General features: G+C 58.3%; 26 protein-coding genes, 4 tRNA genes and 1 riboswitch. Of the genes, 20 read left to right on the forward strand and 10 right to left on the reverse strand.

Annotated features, from left to right (window positions below; genetic code table 11):
- Positions 1-26 precede the first annotated feature (26 nt).
- Positions 27-151: riboswitch (ZMP/ZTP riboswitch) on the reverse strand.
- A 314-nt stretch (positions 152-465) separates the two neighbouring features.
- From ybgC to NCG91_RS19805, 10 genes are all read left to right on the forward strand, one after another.
- Positions 466-867 carry a tol-pal system-associated acyl-CoA thioesterase gene (ybgC, locus tag NCG91_RS19760; RefSeq protein WP_099387060.1) on the forward strand — a complete coding sequence of 134 codons (402 nt, stop codon included), beginning with the start codon at positions 466-468 and terminating at the stop codon, positions 865-867.
- A 47-nt stretch (positions 868-914) separates the two neighbouring features.
- Positions 915-1604, forward strand: coding sequence for a protein TolQ (gene tolQ / locus NCG91_RS19765; RefSeq protein ID WP_034759183.1), 690 nt, complete (start codon positions 915-917; stop codon positions 1602-1604).
- A 15-nt stretch (positions 1605-1619) separates the two neighbouring features.
- Entirely contained in the window at positions 1620-2060 is a 441-nt protein-coding gene (locus NCG91_RS19770; RefSeq protein WP_223278896.1) for an ExbD/TolR family protein, read from the forward strand.
- A 48-nt stretch (positions 2061-2108) separates the two neighbouring features.
- Positions 2109-3128, forward strand: a complete 1020-nt coding sequence (gene tolA, locus NCG91_RS19775; RefSeq protein WP_251350897.1) for a cell envelope integrity protein TolA — start codon at positions 2109-2111, stop codon at positions 3126-3128.
- A 5-nt stretch (positions 3129-3133) separates the two neighbouring features.
- Positions 3134-4402, forward strand: coding sequence for a Tol-Pal system beta propeller repeat protein TolB (gene tolB, locus NCG91_RS19780; protein WP_369811619.1), 1269 nt, complete (start codon positions 3134-3136; stop codon positions 4400-4402).
- A gap of 43 nt (positions 4403-4445) precedes the next feature.
- A complete protein-coding gene (pal, locus tag NCG91_RS19785; RefSeq protein WP_034786578.1) occupies positions 4446-4967 on the forward strand; it encodes a peptidoglycan-associated lipoprotein Pal in 522 nt (173 codons plus the stop codon).
- A gap of 134 nt (positions 4968-5101) precedes the next feature.
- Positions 5102-5860 carry a tol-pal system protein YbgF gene (ybgF, locus tag NCG91_RS19790; protein WP_099664974.1) on the forward strand — a complete coding sequence of 253 codons (759 nt, stop codon included), beginning with the start codon at positions 5102-5104 and terminating at the stop codon, positions 5858-5860.
- Positions 5861-5927: 67 nt separating this feature from the next.
- Positions 5928-6003: transfer RNA gene (locus NCG91_RS19795), tRNA-Lys, on the forward strand.
- An 89-nt stretch (positions 6004-6092) separates the two neighbouring features.
- Positions 6093-6168: transfer RNA gene (locus NCG91_RS19800), tRNA-Lys, on the forward strand.
- 137 nt (positions 6169-6305) lie between these two features.
- Positions 6306-7703, forward strand: coding sequence for an ATP-binding protein (locus NCG91_RS19805; RefSeq protein WP_251350898.1), 1398 nt, complete (start codon positions 6306-6308; stop codon positions 7701-7703).
- Between the two features lie 149 nt (positions 7704-7852).
- On the opposite strand, the gene NCG91_RS19810 is transcribed toward NCG91_RS19805, so the two are convergent.
- The 4 genes from NCG91_RS19810 to NCG91_RS19825 form a co-directional block, all read right to left on the reverse strand.
- The gene (locus NCG91_RS19810) at positions 7853-8152 is read right to left on the reverse strand and encodes a BrnA antitoxin family protein (RefSeq protein WP_251350899.1); all 300 of its coding nucleotides are present in this window, start codon (positions 8150-8152) and stop codon (positions 7853-7855) included.
- A complete protein-coding gene (locus NCG91_RS19815) occupies positions 8112-8384 on the reverse strand; it encodes a BrnT family toxin (RefSeq protein WP_251350900.1) in 273 nt (90 codons plus the stop codon). Before NCG91_RS19815 ends, NCG91_RS19810 begins: the two co-directional genes overlap by 41 nt.
- 83 nt (positions 8385-8467) lie before the next feature.
- Positions 8468-9598 carry an acyltransferase family protein gene (locus NCG91_RS19820; protein WP_251350901.1) on the reverse strand — a complete coding sequence of 377 codons (1131 nt, stop codon included), beginning with the start codon at positions 9596-9598 and terminating at the stop codon, positions 8468-8470.
- Between the two features lie 122 nt (positions 9599-9720).
- On the reverse strand, positions 9721-10062 hold the full coding sequence (locus NCG91_RS19825; RefSeq protein WP_251350902.1) for an ArsR/SmtB family transcription factor: 342 nt from the start codon (positions 10060-10062) through the stop codon (positions 9721-9723).
- A 106-nt stretch (positions 10063-10168) separates the two neighbouring features.
- On the opposite strand from NCG91_RS19825, the gene NCG91_RS19830 reads away from it, so the two are divergent.
- Positions 10169-11257, forward strand: coding sequence for an NADH:flavin oxidoreductase/NADH oxidase (locus NCG91_RS19830; RefSeq protein WP_251350903.1), 1089 nt, complete (start codon positions 10169-10171; stop codon positions 11255-11257).
- On the opposite strand, the gene NCG91_RS19835 is transcribed toward NCG91_RS19830, so the two are convergent.
- Positions 11251-12738, reverse strand: a complete 1488-nt coding sequence (locus tag NCG91_RS19835) for an MDR family MFS transporter (RefSeq protein WP_251350904.1) — start codon at positions 12736-12738, stop codon at positions 11251-11253. The genes NCG91_RS19830 and NCG91_RS19835 overlap by 7 nt on opposite strands.
- Positions 12735-13193 (reverse strand): MarR family winged helix-turn-helix transcriptional regulator, encoded by a 459-nt coding sequence (locus NCG91_RS19840; RefSeq protein ID WP_251350905.1) that lies wholly within the window; start codon positions 13191-13193, stop codon positions 12735-12737. Before NCG91_RS19840 ends, NCG91_RS19835 begins: the two co-directional genes overlap by 4 nt.
- Positions 13194-13312: 119 nt before the next feature.
- Between NCG91_RS19840 and NCG91_RS19845 the strand changes: the two genes are divergently transcribed.
- The 4 genes from NCG91_RS19845 to NCG91_RS19860 all read left to right on the forward strand — a co-directional run bounded on the left by NCG91_RS19845 (position 13313) and on the right by NCG91_RS19860 (position 16442).
- Positions 13313-13388 (forward strand) — tRNA-Lys (locus NCG91_RS19845).
- A gap of 72 nt (positions 13389-13460) precedes the next feature.
- Positions 13461-13536: transfer RNA gene (locus NCG91_RS19850), tRNA-Lys, on the forward strand.
- Positions 13537-13821: 285 nt separating this feature from the next.
- Positions 13822-14199 (forward strand): ASCH domain-containing protein, encoded by a 378-nt coding sequence (locus NCG91_RS19855; RefSeq protein ID WP_251350906.1) that lies wholly within the window; start codon positions 13822-13824, stop codon positions 14197-14199.
- Positions 14200-14288: 89 nt separating this feature from the next.
- On the forward strand, positions 14289-16442 hold the full coding sequence (locus tag NCG91_RS19860) for a GNAT family N-acetyltransferase (RefSeq protein ID WP_251350907.1): 2154 nt from the start codon (positions 14289-14291) through the stop codon (positions 16440-16442).
- 257 nt (positions 16443-16699) lie between these two features.
- Here the strand turns inward: NCG91_RS19860 and NCG91_RS19865 are convergent, their stop codons facing one another.
- Positions 16700-17476, reverse strand: a complete 777-nt coding sequence (locus NCG91_RS19865) for an AraC family transcriptional regulator (RefSeq protein ID WP_251350908.1) — start codon at positions 17474-17476, stop codon at positions 16700-16702.
- Positions 17477-17542: 66 nt separating this feature from the next.
- Here NCG91_RS19865 and NCG91_RS19870 point away from each other — a divergent pair, with 66 nt between their 5' ends.
- Both NCG91_RS19870 and NCG91_RS19875 read left to right on the forward strand, forming a co-directional pair.
- Positions 17543-17800, forward strand: coding sequence for a hypothetical protein (locus NCG91_RS19870; protein ID WP_251350909.1), 258 nt, complete (start codon positions 17543-17545; stop codon positions 17798-17800).
- A 67-nt stretch (positions 17801-17867) separates the two neighbouring features.
- Complete coding sequence (locus NCG91_RS19875; protein WP_251350910.1) at positions 17868-18476, forward strand: IMPACT family protein; 609 nt, start codon at positions 17868-17870, stop codon at positions 18474-18476.
- A 260-nt stretch (positions 18477-18736) separates the two neighbouring features.
- On the opposite strand, the gene NCG91_RS19880 is transcribed toward NCG91_RS19875, so the two are convergent.
- The 3 genes from NCG91_RS19880 to NCG91_RS19890 are packed head-to-tail and all read right to left on the reverse strand — an operon-like array spanning position 18737 to position 20156.
- The gene (locus NCG91_RS19880) at positions 18737-19342 is read right to left on the reverse strand and encodes a hypothetical protein (protein WP_251350911.1); all 606 of its coding nucleotides are present in this window, start codon (positions 19340-19342) and stop codon (positions 18737-18739) included.
- A gap of 33 nt (positions 19343-19375) precedes the next feature.
- Positions 19376-19765, reverse strand: a complete 390-nt coding sequence (locus NCG91_RS19885; RefSeq protein WP_251350912.1) for a hypothetical protein — start codon at positions 19763-19765, stop codon at positions 19376-19378.
- Positions 19766-19778: 13 nt separating this feature from the next.
- A complete protein-coding gene (locus NCG91_RS19890; RefSeq protein ID WP_251350913.1) occupies positions 19779-20156 on the reverse strand; it encodes a nuclear transport factor 2 family protein in 378 nt (125 codons plus the stop codon).
- Between the two features lie 262 nt (positions 20157-20418).
- Here NCG91_RS19890 and NCG91_RS19895 point away from each other — a divergent pair, with 262 nt between their 5' ends.
- From NCG91_RS19895 to NCG91_RS19905, 3 genes are all read left to right on the forward strand, one after another.
- Positions 20419-21819 carry an L-cystine transporter gene (locus NCG91_RS19895; protein ID WP_251350914.1) on the forward strand — a complete coding sequence of 467 codons (1401 nt, stop codon included), beginning with the start codon at positions 20419-20421 and terminating at the stop codon, positions 21817-21819.
- A 75-nt stretch (positions 21820-21894) separates the two neighbouring features.
- Positions 21895-22071 carry a histidine phosphatase family protein gene (locus NCG91_RS19900; RefSeq protein WP_251350915.1) on the forward strand — a complete coding sequence of 59 codons (177 nt, stop codon included), beginning with the start codon at positions 21895-21897 and terminating at the stop codon, positions 22069-22071.
- Positions 22072-22118: 47 nt separating this feature from the next.
- Positions 22119-22316, forward strand: a complete 198-nt coding sequence (locus NCG91_RS19905) for a histidine phosphatase family protein (RefSeq protein WP_251350957.1) — start codon at positions 22119-22121, stop codon at positions 22314-22316.
- Positions 22317-22351: the final 35 nt, after the last annotated feature.

Below are 22351 nucleotides of genomic sequence, written 5' to 3' on the forward strand. Positions count from 1 at the left end.
CAGGCAGCCTCTTCGTGCTTTTCCATAGTGGCTACCCAGGCGAACGGCTGATGAAAAATCTCACGTTTCCCGGTGGGTGCCCACCTTTCGCCGGTTTGCCGACCGCCATTCATGGAGATCGCCCGACTTTTCGCCAGTCACGTGAGACGTAATGGAAGTCAAATTGTAAGTTAAGTACCCAAATTGAGCAAGGAATGCAACCGTGCGGCTATAATCGCCGCGCGCCATCGCCGCCCGGGCGCGGCCACAGGCCGCCCCGGGGATGGCTGCGGCTTTTAAGCTGGGCTTAAACCTGGCCATGGCATGTAAGCGTATGTTACGAAGCTTGCCATTGCACACGCCGGATTTACAATGCTGCGGTGCAACTTATATGCAGCTTTTGCATGGCTTTCCAGCAAGCGCCCACAGTCACAAGAAGAAAAATCGCGTAAAATGTTGCTCAATCTCACTACTGGCGCAATAAACATGCCTTCAGTCTTTACCTGGAACGTACGTGTCTACTATGAAGACACCGACGCCGGCGGCATCGTCTATTACGCTAACTACCTGAAATTCTTCGAGCGCGCGCGCACCGAATGGCTGCGCGCCATCGACGTGGGCCAGCAGGCATTGCTGGAACAGCATGACGCGATGTTCGTTGTCAAAAGCGTCAACGCCGACTATCATGCGCCAGCCAGGCTCGATGACACGGTAAGATTAACCTTAAGCATAGAAAAAATGGGGCGTGCCTCCATCGTTTTCCTGCAACAAGCCTGGTGCGGCGACCGCCTGCTCAACACGGCCCGCGTCAAGATCGGCTGCGTCGATTCGGCACTGCGCCCGCGCGCCGTGCCTGATGCAGTCGCGGCCCGCATGCGCGCCGCCTGAGCCCTACCCGCCACCCCCGGACAATTCACCCAACAGACTGCCAGCCAATGAACGTTACACAAGATCTTTCTTTCCTCGCGCTCATCTCCAATGCCCATTTGATCGTGCAACTGATCATGGCCCTGCTGCTGCTGATTTCCCTGACCAGCTGGACCTACATTTTCCGCAAGATGTTTGCCGTGCGCCAGGCGCGCAAGCAAACCATCGAATTCGAACGCAGCTTCTGGGCCGGCGGCAACCTGCATGCGCTGCACCAGAACGCCAGCGGCAACCGCGACCAGAGCGGCGCGCTGGCCCGCATCTTCGACGCCGGCATGGGCGAATTCATCAAGGGCAAGGCTTCCTACGGTTCGCGCGAAGCGCTGGACGTCGGCGCCGTGCTCGACGGCGCACGCCGCGCCATGCGCGCCGCCTTCCAGCGTGAAATGGACGTGCTCGAATCGCACCTGGCCTTCCTCGCGTCCGTCGGCTCCGTCTCGCCGTACATCGGCCTGCTCGGTACCGTGTGGGGCATCATGAACGCCTTCCGCGGCCTGGCCAACGTGCAGCAAGCCACCCTGGCCGCCGTCGCGCCCGGCATTGCCGAAGCGCTGATCGCCACCGCCATCGGCCTGTTCGCGGCCATTCCCGCCGTCGTCGCCTACAACCGTTTTTCGCATGACATCGACCGCCTGGCGATCCGCTTCGAGAGCTTCGTCGAGGAATTCTCCAACATCCTGCAGCGCCAGTCGCGCTAAGAGGGAGCAAGTTTCATGGGTTCCTCCTTTAATAGTGGCGGCATGCGCGGTGGTCGTGGCCGCAAGTTCAAGTCCGAGATCAACGTCGTGCCGTATATCGACGTGATGCTGGTGCTGCTGATCATTTTCATGGTGATGCCGTCGTCGAACAATCCCAGCGTGGTGAACTTGCCCAACGCGGAAAAGTCGGCGAAACCGCCCGATGACTATATTCAGATCGTGCTGAAGCCGAATGGTTCGCTGTCGATCGGCGTCATCGGCAAGGAACAGCTGTCGCCGGAAACGGAACCGAACCGCGACGCCCTGCTGCGCAAGCTGCGCGGTTTGCACGAAAGCAATCCCGACTATCCCGTGATGATCGCGGGCGACAAGGAAAGCAAGTACGACGATGTGATCCAGCTCATTTCGGAAGCAAAAAAAATGGGCATTACCCGCGTCGGCCTGGCCACAAAGTAAGCGCAGCACCCTGTTTCCAGACTTGACCGTTTTTAGATAGACTAGACTTTGCAGACCAAACAAATCGACCATGTACTCGGCAAGCCCTACAGCGTGCCGCGCGAACGCAGCCGCTGGCCCTCGCTGGGCCTGGCGCTGGCGATGCACCTTGGCCTGCTGTTTTTCCTGTGGGTGGGCGTACACTGGCAAAATACGGAACCTGTCGCCGTCGAAGCGGAAGTATGGGACCTGAAAGTGCAGACGGCCGCGCCGCCGCCCGAAGTGGCGACGGAACCGGAACCGACACCGGCGCCGCCGCCGGAACCGCAAGTGGAACAGCCGGCCCCGCCGCCACCGCCGCCCGTGGCCGCGCCCGAGCCGAAGGTCGACCTGCGCGAGGCGGAGATCGCCCTCGAGCGCAAGAAGGCCAAGCTGAAGGAAGAAAAAGACAAAGCGGCAGCGGAAGAACGCCGCAAGCAGGAATTGAAGGAACGCGAGGAAGAAAAGCGCGAACTGGAAAAACAGAAGCAAAAAGAAAAAGACAAGGCTGAAAAGCTGGAAAAAGAAAAGGCCGACAAGCTGGAGAAAGCCAAGCAAGCCAAAGAGAAAGAAAAAGCGGCGGAAGAAAAAGCCGAGAAAGAACTGTCCGATAAAAAAGCGGCGGCCGAAAAAGCGGCCAAGGCGAAAAAAGCGGCGGAAGAGAAAAAAGCCGCCGACAAGGCGCGTGAGGCGGAAATGCGCCGCATCACGGGCGCTGCAGGTGCAGGCACAACAGGTACGGCCGCGAAAGCGACCGCGCCACGCAAGGACAGCGGCTATGTCGCTGCCCTGACGAGCAAGATCAAGAGCAATATCGCGTACAGCGGTAGCACGGACGTGCCGGGCAACCCGCGCGCCGTGTTCAAGATCGAGCAACTGCCAACTGGGGAAATTATTTCGGTCCGAAAGATTAAAAGTAGCGGCCTGCCGGCGTATGACAGCTCGGTGGAAAACGCCATTAATAAATCGTCGCCACTGCCGAAGAAAAAAGACGGCACCGTGGAACGCGAGATTGAACTCATATTCGAGATGAAGGATTTGCCTAAATGATGACCATGAAAAAAATGAGCTATGTCGTGCTCTGCGCCGGCCTGATGCTGGGAGCCTCCGGCGCCCAGGCGCAGCTGCGCGTGGAGATTACGGGGATCGGCAGCAACCAGATCCCGGTGGCTGTCGCCAGTTTCGTCAATGAATCGGCGGCGCCGCAGTCGCTGTCGGGCATTATCAAGGCCGACCTGGCGCGCAGCGGCGTGTTCAAGCTGATCGACGCCGATGCGCCCGTGTCGGAAACGGCGCCCGTCAGCTACGAGCAGTGGAAATCGCGCGGCGCCGACGCGCTGGCGGCCGGCACCGTGCAAAGCATGGCCGATGGCCGCCTGGACGTGCGCTACAAGCTGTTCGACACCATCAAGGGCGCGCAGATCTCCAGCATGAACAATGCGGCCGCGCCGCAGTTCAACCGTTTGCTGGCGCATAAGATCGCCGACGATATCTATGAAAAGTTGACGGGCGTCAAAGGCGCGTTCGCCACCCGCATCGCCTACGTCACGCAATCGGGCCGCGAATACCGCCTGGAAGTGGCCGACGCCGATGGCGAAGGCATCCAGGTCGCCCTGCGCTCGAACGAGCCGATCATTTCGCCGTCGTGGTCGCCGGACGGCACCAAGGTCGCGTATGTGTCGTTCGAAAAGAAAAAGCCCATCGTCTACGTGCAAAACCTGGTGACGCGCCAGCGCACCATCGTGTCGAATGAAAAAGGCAGCAACTCGGCGCCGAGCTGGAGCCCGGACGGCTCGCGCCTGGCCGTGGCCCTGTCGCGCGACGGCCACACCCAGGTCTACACCGTCAATGCCGACGGCAGCGGCTTGCGCCGCGTCAGCACCAGCAGCGGCATCGATACGGAACCCCAATTCTCGGCCGATGGCCAAAGCATTTATTTCACCAGCGATCGCAGCGGCGGACCACAAATCTACCGCATGTCGACCAGCGGTGGCGAAGCCAAGCGCGTGACGTTTGGCGGCTCCTACAACATCAGCCCGCGGATTTCGTCCGACGGGAAGACACTCGCTTATATTTCCCGTCGCGACGGCAATTTCCAGCTCTACGCGCTCGACCTGGCTAGTGGCCAGGAACTGCGCCTGTCGGACACCGCCAACGACGAATCACCGAGCTTTTCGCCCAACGGGAAATATATCATGTACGCGACCGAATCCGGACGACGCAAGTCGCTGGCAGTGGTATCGGTGGATGGCCGCGTCAAACAGCGTTTGACTACGCAAGCTGGCAATATCAAGGAGCCCACCTGGGGTCCTTTTATGAAGTAAATGCTGTACAGTTTCACCTTTAACCATGACCCGGAGAATAAAAATGAGTAACTTTAAAAGTTTGGCTTTCATCGCCGCTACCGCAGCCCTGCTGTCCGCCTGCAGCACCCCAGTCAAAGTAGCAGAGACCCCAGTGGTTGAGCGCGCTCCTGAAAAAGTCGTCGCTCCAGTTGACACCCGTCAAGTTCAGCCAGTAACGACCGCATCGGTCGATCCACTGGACGATCCAAAAGGCGTGCTGGCTAACCGCAGCATCTACTTCGACTTCGACAAATACGTCGTGCGCGAAGCGGACACCCCAGTTGTGCAAAACCACGCTGGCTACCTGGTGAAAACGCCTAGCCGCAAGATCCTGATCCAAGGTAACACCGATGAACGCGGTGGCGCTGAGTACAACCTGGCCCTGGGCCAGAAACGTGCTGAAGCCGTGCGTAAGTCGATGGCAGCCCTGGGCGTGCCAGAAGGCCAAATGGAAGCCGTGTCGCTGGGCAAAGAAAAGCCTAAAGCTCAAGGCAGCAACGAAGCAGCATGGGCAGAAAACCGCCGCGCTGACATCGTTTATTGATGTTCAGAGGTGAGCGCGGCAGCATTGACGCTTACCTAACTGGCCAGTCATAGGCATAATAATGGGGCGCAGCGCGGTGATTCACCGCCCGGCGCCCCGTTTGCATGTTTGCGTAACTTTTGAAAGCCCGACTCATGATGACATTCTCGAAAGCCGGCGTCGCCGCCGCCTTGATGGCCGCGTTTGCCTACCTGCCCCTGCACGCCAACGCCGCCCTGTTCGATGACGACGAAGCACGCAAGGCCATCCTCGAGCTGCGCGCCAAGGTCGACGCCATGGCGCGCGACCTGAACAGCCGCATCGACGCCAAGGCGGACAAGACCAGCACCTTGAGCCTGCTCAACCAGCACGACCAGACCATGCAAGAGATCGCCCGCCTGCGCGGCCAGATCGAAGTGCTGGGCAACGACCTGGCAAACACGCAAAAGCGCCAGAAGGATTTCTACACCGATATCGATGCGCGCCTGCGCAAGCTCGAACCGCGCCAGGTCACCATCGACGGCCAGGAAGCGGCCGTGGGCGTGTCCGAGCAAAGCGCGTACGAATCCGCGTTCGGCCTGTTCAAGTCGGGCGATTACAAGGGCGCCGTGACGGCCCTGGACGGCTTCGTGAAACGCTACCCGGAATCGGCCTACGCGGCCAACGCGCAATACTGGCTGGGCAACGCCTATTATGCCCAGCGCGACTGCAAGAGCGCCATCACGGCCCAGCAGGCCGTGCTGAAACACTACCCGGACAGCCCGAAAGCGCCCGACGCCATGCTCAACATCGCCAGCTGCTACACGGAGCTGAAAGACAAGCCGAACGCGACCAAGACGCTGAACGCCCTGATCTCGCGCTACCCGGACTCCAGCGCGGCCCAGGCGGCCAAGGAACGGGGCGGTAAAAAGTAAAAGCGGGGAAAAAGTTGCCCGTTAGGTTTGACAGAATCCCGGGCACCCCCTATAATCTTTCTTCTTCGGGTCGTTAGCTCAGCTGGTAGAGCAGCGGACTTTTAATCCGTTGGTCGCAGGTTCGAATCCCGCACGGCCTACCACGAATACGCAGTACTGATCTGCTTGCGAGTTGTTATAGCAAGCATTTTTTTACGGCACAGTGTTACCGAAGTTGTTGTAAAAAGTTTTTGGGTCGTTAGCTCAGCTGGTAGAGCAGCGGACTTTTAATCCGTTGGTCGCAGGTTCGAATCCCGCACGGCCTACCAAATACTATGAAGAAGCCAACCGTTCGCGGTTGGCTTTTTTGTTTTATACCTAGTCAAATGCACATAGATCGGTATACCTATGGGCTTTTTGCCTCGAATTTAGGTATAGTGCAAGCTTGCCAGAACTCCAAGAATATATGATGATAGACGATAGAAAGCTTACCCAGCAGGAACTTTCCAAACTTATCTCCACCGAGGAGGATCATTTTTTTGACCTCAAGGGAAAACAAATACTCCCATCCAAACTTCAAGAGTCTTTCGTCGCATTTGCTAATGCCGACGGCGGAGACTTATACATTGGCATCGAAGATAAGAAATTTAAGAGCAATCGACTGCAACCCTTTTCTCAAAAAGAAGAGGCAAACAATATTCTTACAGTATTACTAGAACAAACTACACCTTCCGTTGAAAACGTAGACATCGAATTCCTACAACCCTCAACGGGAGGACACATCCTGCACATATCCATACCTAAGAGTCCAAAAGTTCACTACACAGGTACAGGTGAATGTTTCATCCGATTAAACGGCGGAAAAGTTAAAATAAAAGGCGAACGCATCACAAGTCTTGCCTATTCAAAAGGCTCAGCCCCATATGAACGTGTTGGAGTTGAGTCTGTAAATCTACAAGAAATCATTGAATCCCGCGTTCTGGCTTCGTACATAGAAAGAACTCCAACTGCACTTGGTATGGAAAAATTTCTGCGAAAACAACGTCTACTCATAGAAAAAGAAAAAAAACTTGTGCCAAATGTTGGCTGCGTATTACTCTTCGATGAAGAGCCGCAGGCCAGCATAGAAACCAGATGCGCCATTAAAGTATATCGCCTCCGAACCTCCGATGCTGAATACAAACGAGAGCATCTTGCAGAAATGCCAGCCACAATAAATGGCCCCATAGAAGAACTGATATTAAAGACCATCGAGAAAGTTTCCGAACTACTAGATGGATCATCTTATTATGAAGGAAAGAAACTTGTTTCTCTTCGCTATCCAGCGGAAGCAATTAAAGAGGTTCTAGTTAATGCTGTTATCCATCGAGACTACAGCTTAAATGATGATATTCACATTAGAATATTTGATAATCGTCTTGAAATTTCTAGCCCTGGCGTATTACCTGGCTACATGACGATTGAAAATCTCTACGATGAACGTTTTTCAAGAAATCCAAACTTGGTCCGGATGCTGCACAATCTTCCAGATCCGCTGAATCATGACATTGGAGAAGGCCTCGACACAGTTCGAAATGAATTAGCTAAAGCCGGGTTAGTTGCGCCTTTTTTTGAGCAAAGAGGCAATGCATTTGTAGTTATCATGAGACATCAACGAATTGCATCCATTGAAGATGTTGTATTGCAGTACTTAAATAGCGCGCCAAATTCCATCGTAACAAATAAGCTAGCAAGACAGCTTAGCGGGGAAGATGACATTAACAAGGTAAAGAAAGCACTTCAAAAACTTCGCGCCGAAGAAAAAATTGAAGTTGTAGATCCAAATGCATCAGCTTTTAATTTCCAATATCGAAAACGACAATAGAAACTTAAAATTATGCATTTAAAGTACTTGATCGAATTTTTATTTCATGAAAATTTAATAATTCGATCAAGGAAAAATTTCTACGACAAAGGGGCCAGGTTACTCACCACGATTGGCACACGATTTCATTCCAGACTGGCAAAAAAAAACTACGCCCGCTGCGCCCGCAGCCACTCCTTCAACGCATCATTCATGCGTGTTTGCCACCCATCGCCGGTGGCCTTGAAGGCTTCGAGGATGTCGGCATCGAAACGTATGGTCGTGCTGACCTTGCCACCAGTGCCAGCGGGTCTGCCGCGGCGGCGCACCGCTTCCTGCCGCGCCTCGGGACGGGAAACGGGCTTATCGCCCACTTGCCAGACACCCTGCTCGAAAAAACCGTCCGTCAATTCAGGCGCATCGTCCGGATCAGCCCAGGCTTTGCTTGTATTTGTCGATTTCGCGTTCATTTGCCTTCCTCATGCTGATGATTCTGCGCGCCCGGCCACGCGGCGTCCAGACCAGTACAACCAGGCGCTCGTCAAGCCAACTTGCAGTGATGAAGCGGGGTTCGCCGTAGTCCTGGCGCTGGTCCGGCAGCGTAATGGTGAGGCCGTCAAACACTACACGCGCACGCGCAAGGTCGAGACCACACTCCCTGAGCGTCTTTTCACGCTTGACAGCATCAAAAGTGATTCTCATTATTTATTGTAGTAACAAATAATAGAAACAGCCAGCCCTGTTTCGCGAACAAGGGCCCCATCGGGACGGCTACATCACCACCCTTAACGCGACACCAACGCCGACCTCCCGGCCAGATGCGCCACCACGCTGCCCATCGCCCGCCCCAGCGGCACCTCCACCCAGCGGTAAAACGCGGCACCGGCCGCCAGGCTGGCGCCCCAGGCCGTCAGCATGCCCAGCGCCTGCCACTCCGGCTCAAGCGGGACATAGCTGATAAACAGCGCATTGACCAGCAGGCTGACGGGAAAGTGGACGAGAAACACGGCATACGAGATGCGTCCGAGGGCGTTGATGACATTCCAGGCGCCGCCCTGGGACGGCGTGCGGGCGCGGCCGAACAGGAACAGGGCGCAGGCGACGATCAGGGCCAGGGCGATGCGGCTGCGGTAGTCGACAGCCAGGGCCAGCAGAACGGGCACGGCTGCCAGGGCCATGAGCGCGCTCATGGCAGCGGGTTTGCGGGCCGGATCGCTGGCCCACCAGGCCAGCATGCCGAGACCGTAGCTGCCGAAGAAATACGGCGCCCAATTGTCCCAGCCCGCGTCGAGATTGAAATACAGCAAGGAAAAGGTGATGCCCACGGTGACGGCCAGCGGCATCAGCCAATGCCCGCGCCGCTGGCCCGCCAGGCGGCCGCCCAGCCACAGCAGCGCTACCGTCAGCAAGTACAGCTGAAAATCGATGGCCACGTACCAGGCGCCGGCCGACAGCGACTCATAGCCGAGCACGCCGTGCAGCAGCAAGGCATGGGCACTCAGCTGGCCCAGGGTGACGGCGGCCGACATGGAATCGTGCAGCATCCAGATGCCGGCCACGGGCGTGACGATGGCCGCGAGCAAGGTGGCTGCGAGGAAAGGCGGCGCCAGCTTGGCATAGCGGCGCCAGATCGCCTGCAGCGGCGTGGCAATGCCGGGGCGGCCGGCGGGCGACAGGGATTTGGCGACGAGAAAGCCGCCGATGACGAGGAACACTTGCACGGCGATGCGCGCGCTACCGCCCAGCCAGCCTAGCAGCTCGGGCCACAGGGGTTGCACGTAGTCGGACATGGGCCCGTAAAACGCCAGGTGATGCAACACGATCAACTGCGCCGCGCCTGCCTTCAAACCATTGATCCAGCCAAACTGCGGACGATGTGCCAGGTCCGCCTGTGATACCACTGCTGCTGCCGTCATTCCCATCCCTTGCCATGCCAGGTAGTCTCGCCAGCCCATCGCGCAACAGGCGCGCGGCTGAGGATTTACCGAAAGGCCGATATCATAGCCGAGCCTGGAAAATGGCGGGGTACGGCACGCGGCTAAACTGTCGGCTTTTCCGCCTGCGGCGGCTCGGACACCAAGGGCTGCTGCGCCAGGATGGCATCCAGCAAGCCGGGGAAGCGGCTCTCGATATCGGCGCGGCGCAGGGTATTCATGTGCGTCGTGCCCGCGTTTTCCGTGTAGACGAGGCCCGCTTCGCGCAAGACCTTGAAATGGTGGGAAACGGTCGATTTCGGCCGTCCGCCATCGAGGTCGCCGCAAGCGGCCGCGTCGACTCTGGCCAGGTGGCGCACGATGTCGAGGCGGATGGAATCGCTCAAGGCGTACAGCACGCGTTCGAGGACGAATTCGCTGGCAGAAGGATGTTTGTGTGGGCGCATGAGCAGAATCATACAGCATGCGCTATACTAATTCCATTCTTCGAATATTTACGAACTACCGAATCAGAATTCCCTGACATTTCCACCAACAAACACAAAGGCCACCATGTCCGCCCTCTTCCAGCCCTACACCCTCAAAGGCATCACCCTGCGCAACCGCATCGCCGTGCCGCCCATGTGCCAGTACATGGCCGTCGATGGCCAGGCCAACGACTGGCATCTGTCGCACTACGCGGGCATGGCGCGCGGCGGCGCGGGCCTGGTGATCGTCGAAGCGACGGCCGTGGCGCCGGAAGGCCGCATCACGCCGGGCTGCACGGGCATCTGGAACGATGACCTGGCGCAAGCGTTCGTGCCCGTCGTGAAAGCCATCAAGGCGGCCGGCTCCGTGCCCGGCATCCAGATCGCCCACGCGGGCCGCAAGGCCAGCGCCAACCGCCCCTGGGAAGGCGACGACCATATTGCCGAAGGAGACGCGCGCGGCTGGCAAACCATCGCCCCATCCGCCATCGCCTTTGGCGGCGGCCTGCCGAAAGTGCCCCGCGCCATGGACCTCGACGATATTGCCCGCGTGAAACAGAACTTCGTCGACGCGGCCATGCGCGCCCGCGAAGTGGGCTTCGAATGGCTGGAACTGCACTTCGCCCACGGCTACCTGGCGCAAAGCTTCTTTTCCGCCCACTCGAACCAGCGCGACGATATCTATGGCGGCAGCCTGGAAAACCGCAGCCGCTTCCTGCTGGAAACATTGAAAGCCGTGCGTGAAGTGTGGCCCGAGCACCTGCCGCTGACTATCCGCTTCGGCGTGCTGGAATTCGACGGCCGCGACGAGCAAACCCTGCTCGAATCGATAGCCCTCGTGCGCCAGTTCAAGGATGCCGGCATGGATATGATCAGTGTCAGCATGGGCTTTACCATTCCCGATGTGGCAATTCCCTGGGGCCCTGCCTTCATGGGTCCGATCGCCGAGAGAGTGCGACGCGAAGCGGGCGTGCCCGTCTCGTCCGCCTGGGGCTTCGGCACGCCGGCCATCGCCGAGCGCGTCGTCAAGGATGAACAGCTGGACGTGGTGATGGTCGGCAAGGCGCACCTGGCCAACCCGCACTGGGCATATTTTGCCGCCAAGGAACTCGGCGTGGAACGCGCCTCGTGGGCCCTGCCTGCGCCCTACGCGCACTGGCTGGAACGCTACTGATCATCCTTGACCGTCGCCGGATGCCCCTCCAGGGGCAGTTCCGGCAGGAATAGCAGGAAGACCAGTCCCACCAGCAGCAGCACGGCGCCGGCGCCGAACACGCTGGCGATCGCATGGCGGTACACCTCCACCGTCTGCACGGCCGCCTGCGCACCCAGCGCCGAGACAGCTTCCACGCCATGCTGGTGCAGCTGGCGGGCGAGGATAGCGCCGGACGCCGTCACGCCCAGCAAGCCGCCCAGCGAGCGGAAAAAGGCCAGCATGGCCGTGCCCACGCCGCGGCGCGCCAGCGGCAAGGCATTTTGCACGGCGATCGTCATGTTCGGCATCACCAGCCCCAGCCCCGTGCCCAGGAAGAAGATGGCCGGCTCGATGATCCAGTAACCGCGCGACGTTTCCATGGCCCAGGCCAGCACGGCAAACGCCACGACCGCCACGGCCAGCCCCGCCACCTGCACCATCTTGTACTTGCCCGAACGCGACAGCACCCGGCCGTTGAACATCGACGACGCCACCAGCCCCACCATCATCGCCACCGTCATGACGCCCGATTCGGCGGGACTGGTGCCCATCACCAGCTGGAAGAACAGGGGAAAGAAGACGCTGGCGCCCATCAGGCCCATGAACGTCATGGCCATCACCAGGCTGGCGATATTGAAGGTGCAGTTCTCGAACAGGTCGGGCGGCAGCACGGGTTCATCCACCCGCCCCACGTGGAACGCCAGCCAGATCCCCAGCAGCACGGCGACGCCGCCGCACACCTTAATGGCCAGCGCATCCCACGGCCACTCGGTGCCGCCCAATGCCAGCACCAGCAGCGCCGCCGTGACGGCGCCCGTCAGCAAGGCGGAGCCCAGATAATCAATCTTGTGCGCATGCGCGGGCGCGGGTTTGCGCATGGCGCGCGCGATGATGACAAAGGCGGCGGCGCCGACGGGCAGGTTGACAAAGAAAATCCAGTGCCACGACAGGGCATCCGTGATCACGCCGCCCAGCACGGGCCCCAGCACGCTGGTGACGGCAAACACGATGGGCACCATGCCTTGCCGCTTGCCCCGCTCGGCGGGCGGCACGATGTCGCCGATGATGATTTGCGCCAGCGGCATGAAGCCGCCCGCGCCCAGGCCCTGGATGGCGCGGAAGATGATCAGTTCCGTCATGTTCTGCGCCAGCCCGCACAGCACGGAACCGAGCAGGAAAGTCAGCAAGGCCGTGAAAATCATGGGGCGGCGGCCGTACTGGTCGGCCAACTTGCCGTACAGGGGCATGGTGGCCGTCGAGGCCAGCACGTACGCCGTCACCACCCACGACAGGTGCGCCATGCCGCCCAGGTCATCGACGATGCGCGGCAAGGCCGTGGCGACGATGCTCTGGTCCAGCGCGCCGAGGCCCAGCACGGCCATCAGACCCAGGTAGGTGGCGCGCACTTCGCGCTCCGTCAATGGCGCCTCTGCGCCTGCGGGTATGCCAAGGCCGCTCATGCCTGGCCTATCTCGAGCAGCGGCTGCATGGCGGCGGCCAGCGCGTCGACCTGCTGCGGCGTCAGGCGGGCGATGCGCCGCGCCAGCGCATCGCGGCGCCGCGCGCGCAGGGTGTCGAGGATGGCCAGGCCATGTGCGGACAGGTGCAGGCCGGAACGGCGCCGGTCCTGCGGATCGGGCGCGCTGCGCTCGACGAGACCCGCCTCTTCGAGCGACTTGACCTGCGCGCTGACGGTCGGCCCGCGCACGTTCTGCAGGCGCGCCAGCGCGGCCACGCCGATGCCGGGCTGCTCGTGGATCAGCGCCAGCAGCATGTACTGCATCATCGACACGCCACCTTCCAGCTCGCCCCCTTCTCGCTGCATGGAGCGCAGCAGGCGCTTGAACGCCGTGCGCAATTCATCGGACAGCGCCAGCGCGCGTTCGGGGATGGGAAGGTCTTCGGTAGTGGACATGGAAACATATAAGTAGGTAGGCTATCTACTTATATTAGTCCGCCCCCGAGCGTTGCGCAAGGTTTTTTCCATCCCCGCCCTTCCCAAAACCACCATTGGCCGTCATAATAGCCGCCCTTGGGTCGTTAGCTCAGCTGGTAGAGCAGCGGACTTTTAATCCGTTGGTCGCAGGTTCGAATCCCGCACGGCCTACCAAGATTCAGTCGTCAGCATGGCAAGCATGTTGATACGGCACAGCGTTACCGCAGTTCAGTTGTAAAAGTTTTTGGGTCGTTAGCTCAGCTGGTAGAGCAGCGGACTTTTAATCCGTTGGTCGCAGGTTCGAATCCCGCACGGCCTACCAAATACTTCAGAGAAGCCAACCGTTCGCGGTTGGCTTTTCTGTTTTGGTCCATTTCTGGTCCTGAACATCGAGAAACACCTCTAAATCCACACTAAAACAAGCGGATGGCTGCTCTTTTGGTCACAAGTTCGAGCGCCGCATAGTCTACCAATGTTCGCAGAAAACCAGTCTCGGACTGGCTTTTTTTTGGGGGTACCCCTATCATGGCGCCACTTTGATCGTGCGCACGTTGGGTGCGCTTCGCGGCTTATTCGCCTGTGCCATGTACTAGACGCTAAGGGAAATATGAAAGTGCTTCTATCAATAAAACCCGAGTTTGCTGAAAAAATACTCTCGGGGGAAAAGAAGTATGAGTTTCGAAAGATTCTCCCCAAAGCACAGAATATCAAAATTATCGTCATTTATGCCTCTCGACCAATTGGCAAGGTTGTTGGTGAGTTCGAAATTTCCCAAATTATTTCCGATACCCCAAAAAAAATTTGGAGCCAAACCAAAGAAAGTGCAGGGATTAGCCGACGCTATTTTGATGAGTATTTTTCCGGAAAAGCACTCGCGCATGCTATCCAGATAAAAGCCGTGAAACGGTATGCTCGACCTCGCGCGCTCGACACCATACTACCAAGCGGGATCGCTCCGCAGTCTTTTTGCTACATAAAAAAATAGCAAATCATTGTCACTATACTCAGCAGAATTTCCAATAATCAACGGTGGGTGCACTATAATTATCATGGATCAACTTCCAGGATAAAGCTGTGAACAACGACCTGTCTTTCCATATCTTAACTTCCTATTCGGAAGTATCCACGCATCTGCCTGCGGTTGTGGCGGCAGCCGACAATAATAAGCATGCTTTAGGATTTTTCCCAAAAAGCGTCTTTACGGATTTCGCCCGCCGCGAACTGCTATTCGTAATTGCGACAAGGGATGGACAATCAGATGAGTACGCAGGTCACTTGCTTTTCGATGTGACATTTCCCAAGGCACATGTCAGACAGATTTATGTCAAAAACATATACCGAGGCCATGGACTTGGGCGACTCATTTTAGACGCTCTCAAAGCTCAGCTAACGTCACTGCAATACATTTCCATCCAAGCCCGAGTAGCTGAGGATCTACAAGATGCTAACGCGTTTTGGGAGGCACAAGGGTTCTATCCTCAACGTGTATCCACTGGAGGGCAGACCAAGAAGCGAATGATTGTGGTCAGAGCCCATGAACTGGAAACGCCTCAACTCTTCCAGCCGAGTGGCATTTCAGTAACCAATCCATTAGGGTTTGAAAATAAGCTAGAGGACATTCGACCATTGCTGCTTCTTGATTTGAACGTACTGTTCGATCTTGGCCCACGCCGCACACGGCATGAGCAGGCGATAGCTGTATTCAGGGCTGAGAGAGGTCAAACCTGCAGCCTTGCAATTAGTTCAGAAATAGATGCCGAGCTTAAGCGCACAGCTCATAAGGGAAAAACTGATCCAATGCAAGCCCTTGCACGTGCATTGCCAAGATTTCCAATTCCCCCTGTTGAATACACTGATGTGTTGTGCCCGCAATTGGCGAAAATTGTATTTCCCGAACGAGCGACGGCAAACTCACTAACAGCTAACGATATATCGGATCTCCGCCATTTAGCCACTTCGATCTTCCATGGTTTACATGGTCTCATAACATCGGACTCATCCATACTTAATTCTTCTGCGCAACTTCGCAAGGAATTTTCTATTGAGGTAATTTCCCCAGAGTCCTTTCAAAATGACACTACCGAACGCAGGCCTGTCGAAAGCCAACCTTCTACGGCAGAAGATACCCTTACCCTTTTGACGGCCCAACCTGACGATGAGCCAAGTATCCGTGCCATTCTAAATGCGCTCGATGTGACACCTGCGGCAATGGCTAGCCGATGGGCGGCCTTCGATGGTGGAGAACATCCTTCACAGCGAGTAGTGGTACGCGCGGGAACCGATGTAACCGGATATTTGGTTCTCGCAAAGACTCTTTTGAAGAATACTCTGATCGGCAGCATCGCGGTTTCAGAGAGCAGTGCGGCAGCGTCTGACACCACTCGCCTCTTGCTTAACTTTGTAGACGAACAGAATGATTTTTCAGTAGTCAATCGAATAAGATTACACTCTCCGTCCAAGCAAGCGTTAGTACGAGAAATTGCCGCAGGCTATGGTTACAGTCGTCAGCTGGCCAATAACGAGCTGCAGAAAGTACGCATCGGCGACGTAATTACAGCAAAAAATTGGGGTGTCGTTCGAAGAAAACTCATTGAATGTTGTGATATCACGCTGCCGTCATCACCAGTACAATTTAGCCATATTGACCAGCAAATCTCCGTAGGACGCGCAGATGGTGAGCTTGCACTTCTAAGCATCTTTCGGCTCGAAAGCTTATTCAGCCCTGGACTATTTGGCTTGCAAGGTCGTAAAGGTGTTTTGGTACCTGTCCAACCTCAATATGCGGAGCCGCTTCTAAATCATTCGCCTCAATTATCATTGCTTCCGAGGTCTCGTGCTCAACTATCTCGTCAGCGTCATTATATTGGTGGGCCAGCCACAATTCGATCATTCACTCGTGGCGACATGATCTTCTTCTATGAGTCAGGACGGCACTCCGCTCAAGTTGTTGCGCTAGCTCGCGTAGCGGGTGCATATCAACGGGATATGAACCTAATCGACCACGAAGACTTAGCCCCATCCGTTCTCGAGGAAAAACTTCTGACAGAAATAGGAAAGGCAAAATTTAAAACGATCGTGATTTTTGAAAATATAATCAGATTTCGGCGTCCAGTGCCAATGGAAACGTTGCAAAAGCTAAAATGTGGGGAACCTCACCAACTCTTGACCGCCCAACGTTTATCAGCAGAGCAAGTACAAGGCATTCTCCAACTCGGACTCAACGTCTAACAAGTCTTCATGTTGAACCAGCAAAGAAAATGATCGATCACGATTATCCCTCAGCAGAGATCGCTGATCGTCTTAAGTGTATATTCACGGCATTCGGCGAACCGATTAAGCATCTGACTGTGATAGATTCTGGCTTTCTTCTGGTCGCCGGACGCGGACTTTTAATCCATTAGTCGCAGGTTCGAATCCCGCACGGCCTACCAAATACGTCAGAAAAGCCAACCGTTCGCGGTTGGCTTTTCTGTTTTGCGCGCCAGCTATGCCCCTTCCCCATACCTGCCCGGCGTCACGCCCATCACGCGCTTGAACATGGCGATGAAGGCGCTGACGGTCTCGTAGCCCAGGTCCAGTGCAATCGTCGTGACGGGCTGGCCGGCGGCCAGCAGTTCCAGGGCGCGCAGGATGCGGGCGCGCTGGCGCCAGGCGGACGGAGTAAAACCGGTCTCGATCGTGAAACGGCGCGCCAGCGTGCGCGGCGACACGCCGGCCCAGGCGGCCAGCGCTTCCACGCCCCGTTCGTCGGCCAGGTCATCGAGCACGGCGCGCGCCACGCGCAGCAGGCGCGGGTCCGTGGGTAGCGACAAACCGAACGGCTCGTGCGGCGCGGCGGCGATCTCGTCGAGGATCACGCCCGCCACCCGGGCCTGCCGCGCGTCCAGTGCGCCGTCGTCCCAAACGCTGGCGCGATCCACCGCTTCGCGCAGCAAGCCCGAGACGCGCATCACGCACGATGCGGCGGGCAGACCGTCGCAACTGGCCTCGTCCACATACACGCTCCAGCCCGCAAACGGTCCATGCGAACGCAGCGCATGGACGTGATGGGGCGGCATCCACACGCAATGGCTGGCCGGCACCACCCATTGCCCGCTGTCGGCGGCAACGGAAAGCAAACCCCGCATGGCGCCGAACAGCTGGCCGCTGGCATGGCGGTGCGCCGCCGTCACCCGTTCCTGCGGCTGGGACAAGCGCATGGCGCGCAGCGGCGCCAGCAGCGTCGGCGGCAAGATTGGCGGATTTGACGTATCGATAGTCATAAACAACGCAGGCAAGACAATTCCTCCATCATACAGTGGAGTCTTTCCAACCTTCAGGAGTGCACCATGCGAGCAGAAGACGTGTTACCGGATCAACAAAACGAGGGCCAGTTCAATGGCGTCACCGTGCGCAAGGGCACGGTGGGCGCCTTCCTGGCGAATGCCCGGCTATGGCTGGATGAGGCCAGCAGCGACGCCGAGCGCAGCAGTGCCGAACGCGACATCCGCGACGCCCTGCCCGCCCTGCACGCGCTGGGGCTGTTCGACATCGTGCAAGTGCGCGATGCTGCGCTGCGCGAACTGGTATCGCCATCGGCCACGTAGGCGGCACTGGCTCGTCGCGGGCGCGCATTTCCTCTATCATGCTGCTTTGCCCGCCTTCGCACCCGCCATGCCGTTTACCATTGCCACCCCCGTCCACAGCGAACTGATCATCAAGAAAAGCCGTTTCATCGGCTGCGTGCAGCCGATGACGGACCGCGCCAGCGCGCAGCAGGTGGTCAACGATTTGAAGGCGCAGCATCCGGGCGCCTGTCATGTGTGCTGGGCGCTGCTGGCGGGCGGGCAATCGGCGGCCGTCGACGACGGCGAACCGAGCGGCACCGCGGGGCGGCCCATGCTCGACGTGCTGCGCCACCAGGACCTGGAAGGCGTGCTGGCGACCGTCGTGCGCTACTTTGGCGGGATCAAGCTGGGCGCGGGCGGCCTCGTGCGCGCCTACACGGACAGCGTGGCGCAAGCGTTGCTGCAGGCGGAAAAGACGGCCATCGTGCGCCAGCGCAGCCTGCGCTGCACGGTGCCGTACGCGATGGAAGGCATGCTGCGCCGCGAGCTCGATGGCGCCGGCGCCACCTTGCTGAACGTGGCGCACGCCGACGCCGTGCTGTTCGACTTCAGCCTGCCTGAAACGGCGGCCACCGCCCTGCTCGCCCACCTGCTGGAGGCGGGGAATGGACGGATACAGTGGCTGGACGCGCAGGATGGCGAGGGCCAGCCATAATCAACTGGTGCAGCCTGGCGGACATGATGGACGGCGACAAGCGCCCCATGGAAAACATATCCGCTTGTGCAGGAATACGCTGATCCACGACCACGGCGAAATCGCCTTCATTCCCGGGCATATAATTTCAGCAGTCCGGACAGAGGCCCGCAGCGGCATGCCCGCCCGTCCACGCTGCATTGGCGTCCACCACATCTGTCCCACCATAATACAGATGCCACATGTGTTTTTTCATGGCCTTGCCTTGAAAACCACCATCGTCATGGATAGCGCTGCTCCTGATATCCATTCGCAAACACGTGAAGAATATTCTCCAGCTGTCCGTCCACATAGCCGAACAGAATCTGATATCCGGCAGGGTTTTCCTGGCCATGCTCTCTCTGCCGGACCATGATGGAATGGAGGCGATCATCTTCATACAGATAATCGTAGCTCCCTTCGCCAAATTTCCCGAAATTGATGTCCTGCGCGATGCGTGCCCCGTCAAGAAAACTGAGCATGACATTCCTCAAGCTCCCTCCCGCATTGAAATGCACGCTTTTCAGTTCGCCGCGCTCATGAAAATAGAAACTCCTGTTGATGATGGCAGCAGATCCGCCATAACTCTCCACCAGGATGACCCTGCCCTCCCCATCGAAATAGTAGACATGAATATCTTTCAGCGCCGCGGGCAGCGACTTCAGCTCTTTTCCCGGCTTGAAGCCGGCCCTTTGGGCATCGAATGGCCTGACGTTACATAACGGCCCTTTGCTGATCTGCGTTCGCGCCACGCGCAGTTTTACGGCATCCAAATACGCCGCCATGAAAAAGTCGGATTTCGACGCTATCGCGTGGAATTGCTCGCCCAGTTTTTGGATTTCACTCATGCTATATCGCTCCCGCTACGACACTTCCAACAATCAAGCCTTGCGCGGGCGCTTGATCTGCAACAAGATGAAATGCGTCCACGCCAGCGCCGGCAGCACCATCAGCAACAACATCAGTCCGGCCGGCATGTCCGGCACGAAACGCACGAAGCAGGCGAGAAAGCCGGCGATGGCCAGCCAGAAGCGCCAGTTGAACGCGTATGCCTTGCGCGCCACCGTCGCCAGGGCGATGCGCCAGAATTCCAGCAAGGCCCACAGGCCGCCCGTCAGCAGCAACGCGGCCAGCGCATTGGCGCCGGGGGCGTCGGACCAGGTGCGCACCAGGTTGTACAGCAGCACGGGATAGCCGGCCGTGATGGCCAGGGTGGCCGGGCCGGCGGCGATGACAGCTTCCAACAGCTGCCCTTTGGAACGATGATCCACTAAATCTTGCTCCTCAAGCCACGACGCCGGAATGGGCGGCGATCACTTGCAGCGCGCCGGCCGCATCCTGCGCCCAGACGCGCGTAAAACGGAAGTCGCCATGCGTTTCCACGTCGTGATAGCTGCCCGTCAGTTGCATGCGCACGGAAACGACGGCCACGTGGCCGTTGACGCGCACATGGCGCTCGGAGGCGCGCAAGTCCGTGATGGTCAGCAAGCGCTGCTCATGCGCGGCCAGGTCCGCATGCTTGCTCAGCAAATGCCCCAGGTGATTGGTGAACAACAAGTCATCGGCCAGCAAATCTTTCAGTACCGCAACGTCGGAGGCCATCATGGCCAGGCGCAAGCGTTCTTCCGCATCGAGTACCTGCACTTCCGTTAAAGCATTCATCTTTTTCCTTGAAATAATTGGCACGATATTAATAAATAGGCAAAACATGCTGGCATGAAATCATGTTTTTCACAATCCGCCGGAAGACTTATGCCTGTGGAGCATATTCATATAGCGTAATATTCGCAGCGGTATTGCGCAAAACGCCACCATAGTACTGTACAGTGCTTGCCCTTTCGCCCGGGGCAAGAACGAAAGTTACTGGTAGCAAAGTTCCACGCGCTCTCCGCAGTCTCGAATAAAACCAAGATAAGGCCCACTTATGGCAATTAACATCATTCTGAACCTGCTCGTTGCGCTGATCGTCTTCGCCTTCATGTTCCACCAGCAACGCAAACACGCGACGTTTACCGTGCGCGTCTTCACGGGCCTGGGCCTGGGCGTGCTGCTCGGTGCGGCCGTGCAGTGGCTGTACGGCGCCGGCTCGCCCATCATCGCCGGCACCAATGAATACATCGACATCGTCGGCAGCGGCTATGTGAAATTGCTGCAAATGATCATCATGCCGCTGATCATGGTGTCCATCATCTCCGCCATATTGAAACTCAAGGACGCGAGTTCCCTGGGCAAGATCAGCGCGCTGACCATCGGCACCCTGCTCATCACCACCACGGTCGCCGCCGCGCTGGGCATTTTGATGGCCAAGCTGTTCGGCCTGACGGCTGTCGGCCTGACGTCGAGCGCCGCCGAAGTGGCGCGCGGCGTGCAGCTGCAAGGCTCGCTGGAAACGGCAAAGGCCCTGTCCCTGCCGAAACTGCTGGTCAGCTTCGTGCCGACCAACCCCTTCCTCGACATGACGGGCGCGCGCAAGACGTCGACCATCGCCGTGGTCGTGTTCTCCATCTTCATCGGCATCTCGGCCACGGGCATCGCCGCCAAGAAGCCGGAAATTTTCGCATCCTTCGAAAACTTCATGAAAGTGGCGCACGCCATCGTCATGCGCATGGTCACCCTGGTGTTGCGCCTGACGCCGTACGGCGTGTTCGCGCTGATGTTTGAAGTGGTGGCCTCGTCGAGCTACACGGACATCTTGAAATTGATCAACTTCGTCGTCGCCTCGTACAGCGCGCTGATCTTGATGTTCCTCGTCCACCTGGCCATCATCGCCGGCGTGGGCCTGAACCCGCTGCGCTTCGTGAAAAAAGTCTTCCCCGTGCTGGCCTTCGCATTCACCTCGCGCACCAGCGCCGGTTCGATCCCGATGAGCGTGCAGACGCAAACCCAGCGCCTGGGCACGCCGGAAGGCATCGCCAACTTTGCTGCCTCGTTCGGTTCGACCATCGGCCAGAACGGCTGCGCCGGCATCTATCCCGCCATGCTGGCCGTGATGATCGCCCCCACCGTCGGCGTCGATCCGTTCACGATCAGCTTCCTGCTGCCCTTGCTGGCCATCATCACCATCGGTTCCGTCGGCGTGGCCGGCGTGGGCGGCGGCGCCACGTTTGCCGCCCTGATCGTGCTGTCGGCGATGGACTTGCCCGTCGCGCTGGCCGGCTTGCTGATCTCCGTCGAACCGCTGATCGACATGGGCCGCACGGCCCTGAACGTGAGCGGTTCGATCACGGCCGGCACCGTCACCAGCCGGGTCATGGGACAAACCGACCTGGCCGTCTACAACAGCGACGACGCGCCCGACCTGGACGAAGCGGAACACGCCGCCTAGGAAGTTATCCAGCGCCGTGCCTTGCCGCCTCCCTCTATATTGATTGACAATAAACATGGAGGAAGGCGCAAGGCGATGAAACAGAAATGGCCGCAGCACATCTGGATCGTGCGTCACGGCCAAAGTGCCGGTGACGTGGCGCGCGATGCCGCTGAAGCGGAAAAACAGCTACTGATCGCCATCGCCGAGCGCGATGTCGATCCCCCCCTCTCCCAACTGGGCGCGCGCCAGGCGCAAGCCCTGGGCGACTGATTCGCCCCCCTGAACAACAGGCAACTGTCGTGCTGTACTCGCCCTACATGCGGGTGCAGCGGACAGCACAAGCCGTGCTGGCGCGCATCGGTGCGGACAGCCTCCCCTGCGTGGTAGCCGACGAGCGCCTGCGTGAAAGGGAGTTCGGCATCCTCGACCGCTGGAAGCGGCCGGCACACAAGTCACGGCCCAGCCCGACATGCCGGCCGCGCCGAAATCCTGAGCGCGGGGTCATAACGGCATAAAAACAACAGCATAAGCATATCCAGAAAGAATCGTT

Origin of the sequence: Janthinobacterium kumbetense (assembly GCF_023703445.1) — a bacterium.
In the GTDB taxonomy this organism is placed as follows: domain Bacteria; phylum Pseudomonadota; class Gammaproteobacteria; order Burkholderiales; family Burkholderiaceae_D; genus Janthinobacterium; species Janthinobacterium kumbetense.

Bases quoted from the DNA above. Each gene is read 5' to 3' on its own strand.
- ybgC (WP_099387060.1), top strand. From the start codon at position 466: ATGCCTTCAGTCTTTACCTGGAACGTACGTGTCTACTATGAAGACACC.
- tolQ (WP_034759183.1), top strand. From the start codon at position 915: ATGAACGTTACACAAGATCTTTCTTTCCTCGCGCTCATCTCCAATGCC.
- NCG91_RS19770 (WP_223278896.1), top strand. From the start codon at position 1,620: ATGGGTTCCTCCTTTAATAGTGGCGGCATGCGCGGTGGTCGTGGCCGC.
- tolB (WP_369811619.1), top strand. From the start codon at position 3,134: ATGAAAAAAATGAGCTATGTCGTGCTCTGCGCCGGCCTGATGCTGGGA.
- pal (WP_034786578.1), top strand. From the start codon at position 4,446: ATGAGTAACTTTAAAAGTTTGGCTTTCATCGCCGCTACCGCAGCCCTG.
- ybgF (WP_099664974.1), top strand. From the start codon at position 5,102: ATGATGACATTCTCGAAAGCCGGCGTCGCCGCCGCCTTGATGGCCGCG.
- NCG91_RS19805 (WP_251350898.1), top strand. From the start codon at position 6,306: ATGATGATAGACGATAGAAAGCTTACCCAGCAGGAACTTTCCAAACTT.
- NCG91_RS19810 (WP_251350899.1), bottom strand. From the start codon at position 8,152: ATGAACGCGAAATCGACAAATACAAGCAAAGCCTGGGCTGATCCGGAC.
- NCG91_RS19815 (WP_251350900.1), bottom strand. From the start codon at position 8,384: ATGAGAATCACTTTTGATGCTGTCAAGCGTGAAAAGACGCTCAGGGAG.
- NCG91_RS19820 (WP_251350901.1), bottom strand. From the start codon at position 9,598: ATGACGGCAGCAGCAGTGGTATCACAGGCGGACCTGGCACATCGTCCG.
- NCG91_RS19825 (WP_251350902.1), bottom strand. From the start codon at position 10,062: ATGCGCCCACACAAACATCCTTCTGCCAGCGAATTCGTCCTCGAACGC.
- NCG91_RS19830 (WP_251350903.1), top strand. From the start codon at position 10,169: ATGTCCGCCCTCTTCCAGCCCTACACCCTCAAAGGCATCACCCTGCGC.
- NCG91_RS19835 (WP_251350904.1), bottom strand. From the start codon at position 12,738: ATGAGCGGCCTTGGCATACCCGCAGGCGCAGAGGCGCCATTGACGGAG.
- NCG91_RS19840 (WP_251350905.1), bottom strand. From the start codon at position 13,193: ATGTCCACTACCGAAGACCTTCCCATCCCCGAACGCGCGCTGGCGCTG.
- NCG91_RS19855 (WP_251350906.1), top strand. From the start codon at position 13,822: ATGAAAGTGCTTCTATCAATAAAACCCGAGTTTGCTGAAAAAATACTC.
- NCG91_RS19865 (WP_251350908.1), bottom strand. From the start codon at position 17,476: ATGACTATCGATACGTCAAATCCGCCAATCTTGCCGCCGACGCTGCTG.
- NCG91_RS19870 (WP_251350909.1), top strand. From the start codon at position 17,543: ATGCGAGCAGAAGACGTGTTACCGGATCAACAAAACGAGGGCCAGTTC.
- NCG91_RS19875 (WP_251350910.1), top strand. From the start codon at position 17,868: ATGCCGTTTACCATTGCCACCCCCGTCCACAGCGAACTGATCATCAAG.
- NCG91_RS19880 (WP_251350911.1), bottom strand. From the start codon at position 19,342: ATGAGTGAAATCCAAAAACTGGGCGAGCAATTCCACGCGATAGCGTCG.
- NCG91_RS19890 (WP_251350913.1), bottom strand. From the start codon at position 20,156: ATGAATGCTTTAACGGAAGTGCAGGTACTCGATGCGGAAGAACGCTTG.
- NCG91_RS19895 (WP_251350914.1), top strand. From the start codon at position 20,419: ATGGCAATTAACATCATTCTGAACCTGCTCGTTGCGCTGATCGTCTTC.
- NCG91_RS19900 (WP_251350915.1), top strand. From the start codon at position 21,895: ATGAAACAGAAATGGCCGCAGCACATCTGGATCGTGCGTCACGGCCAA.
- NCG91_RS19905 (WP_251350957.1), top strand. From the start codon at position 22,119: ATGCGGGTGCAGCGGACAGCACAAGCCGTGCTGGCGCGCATCGGTGCG.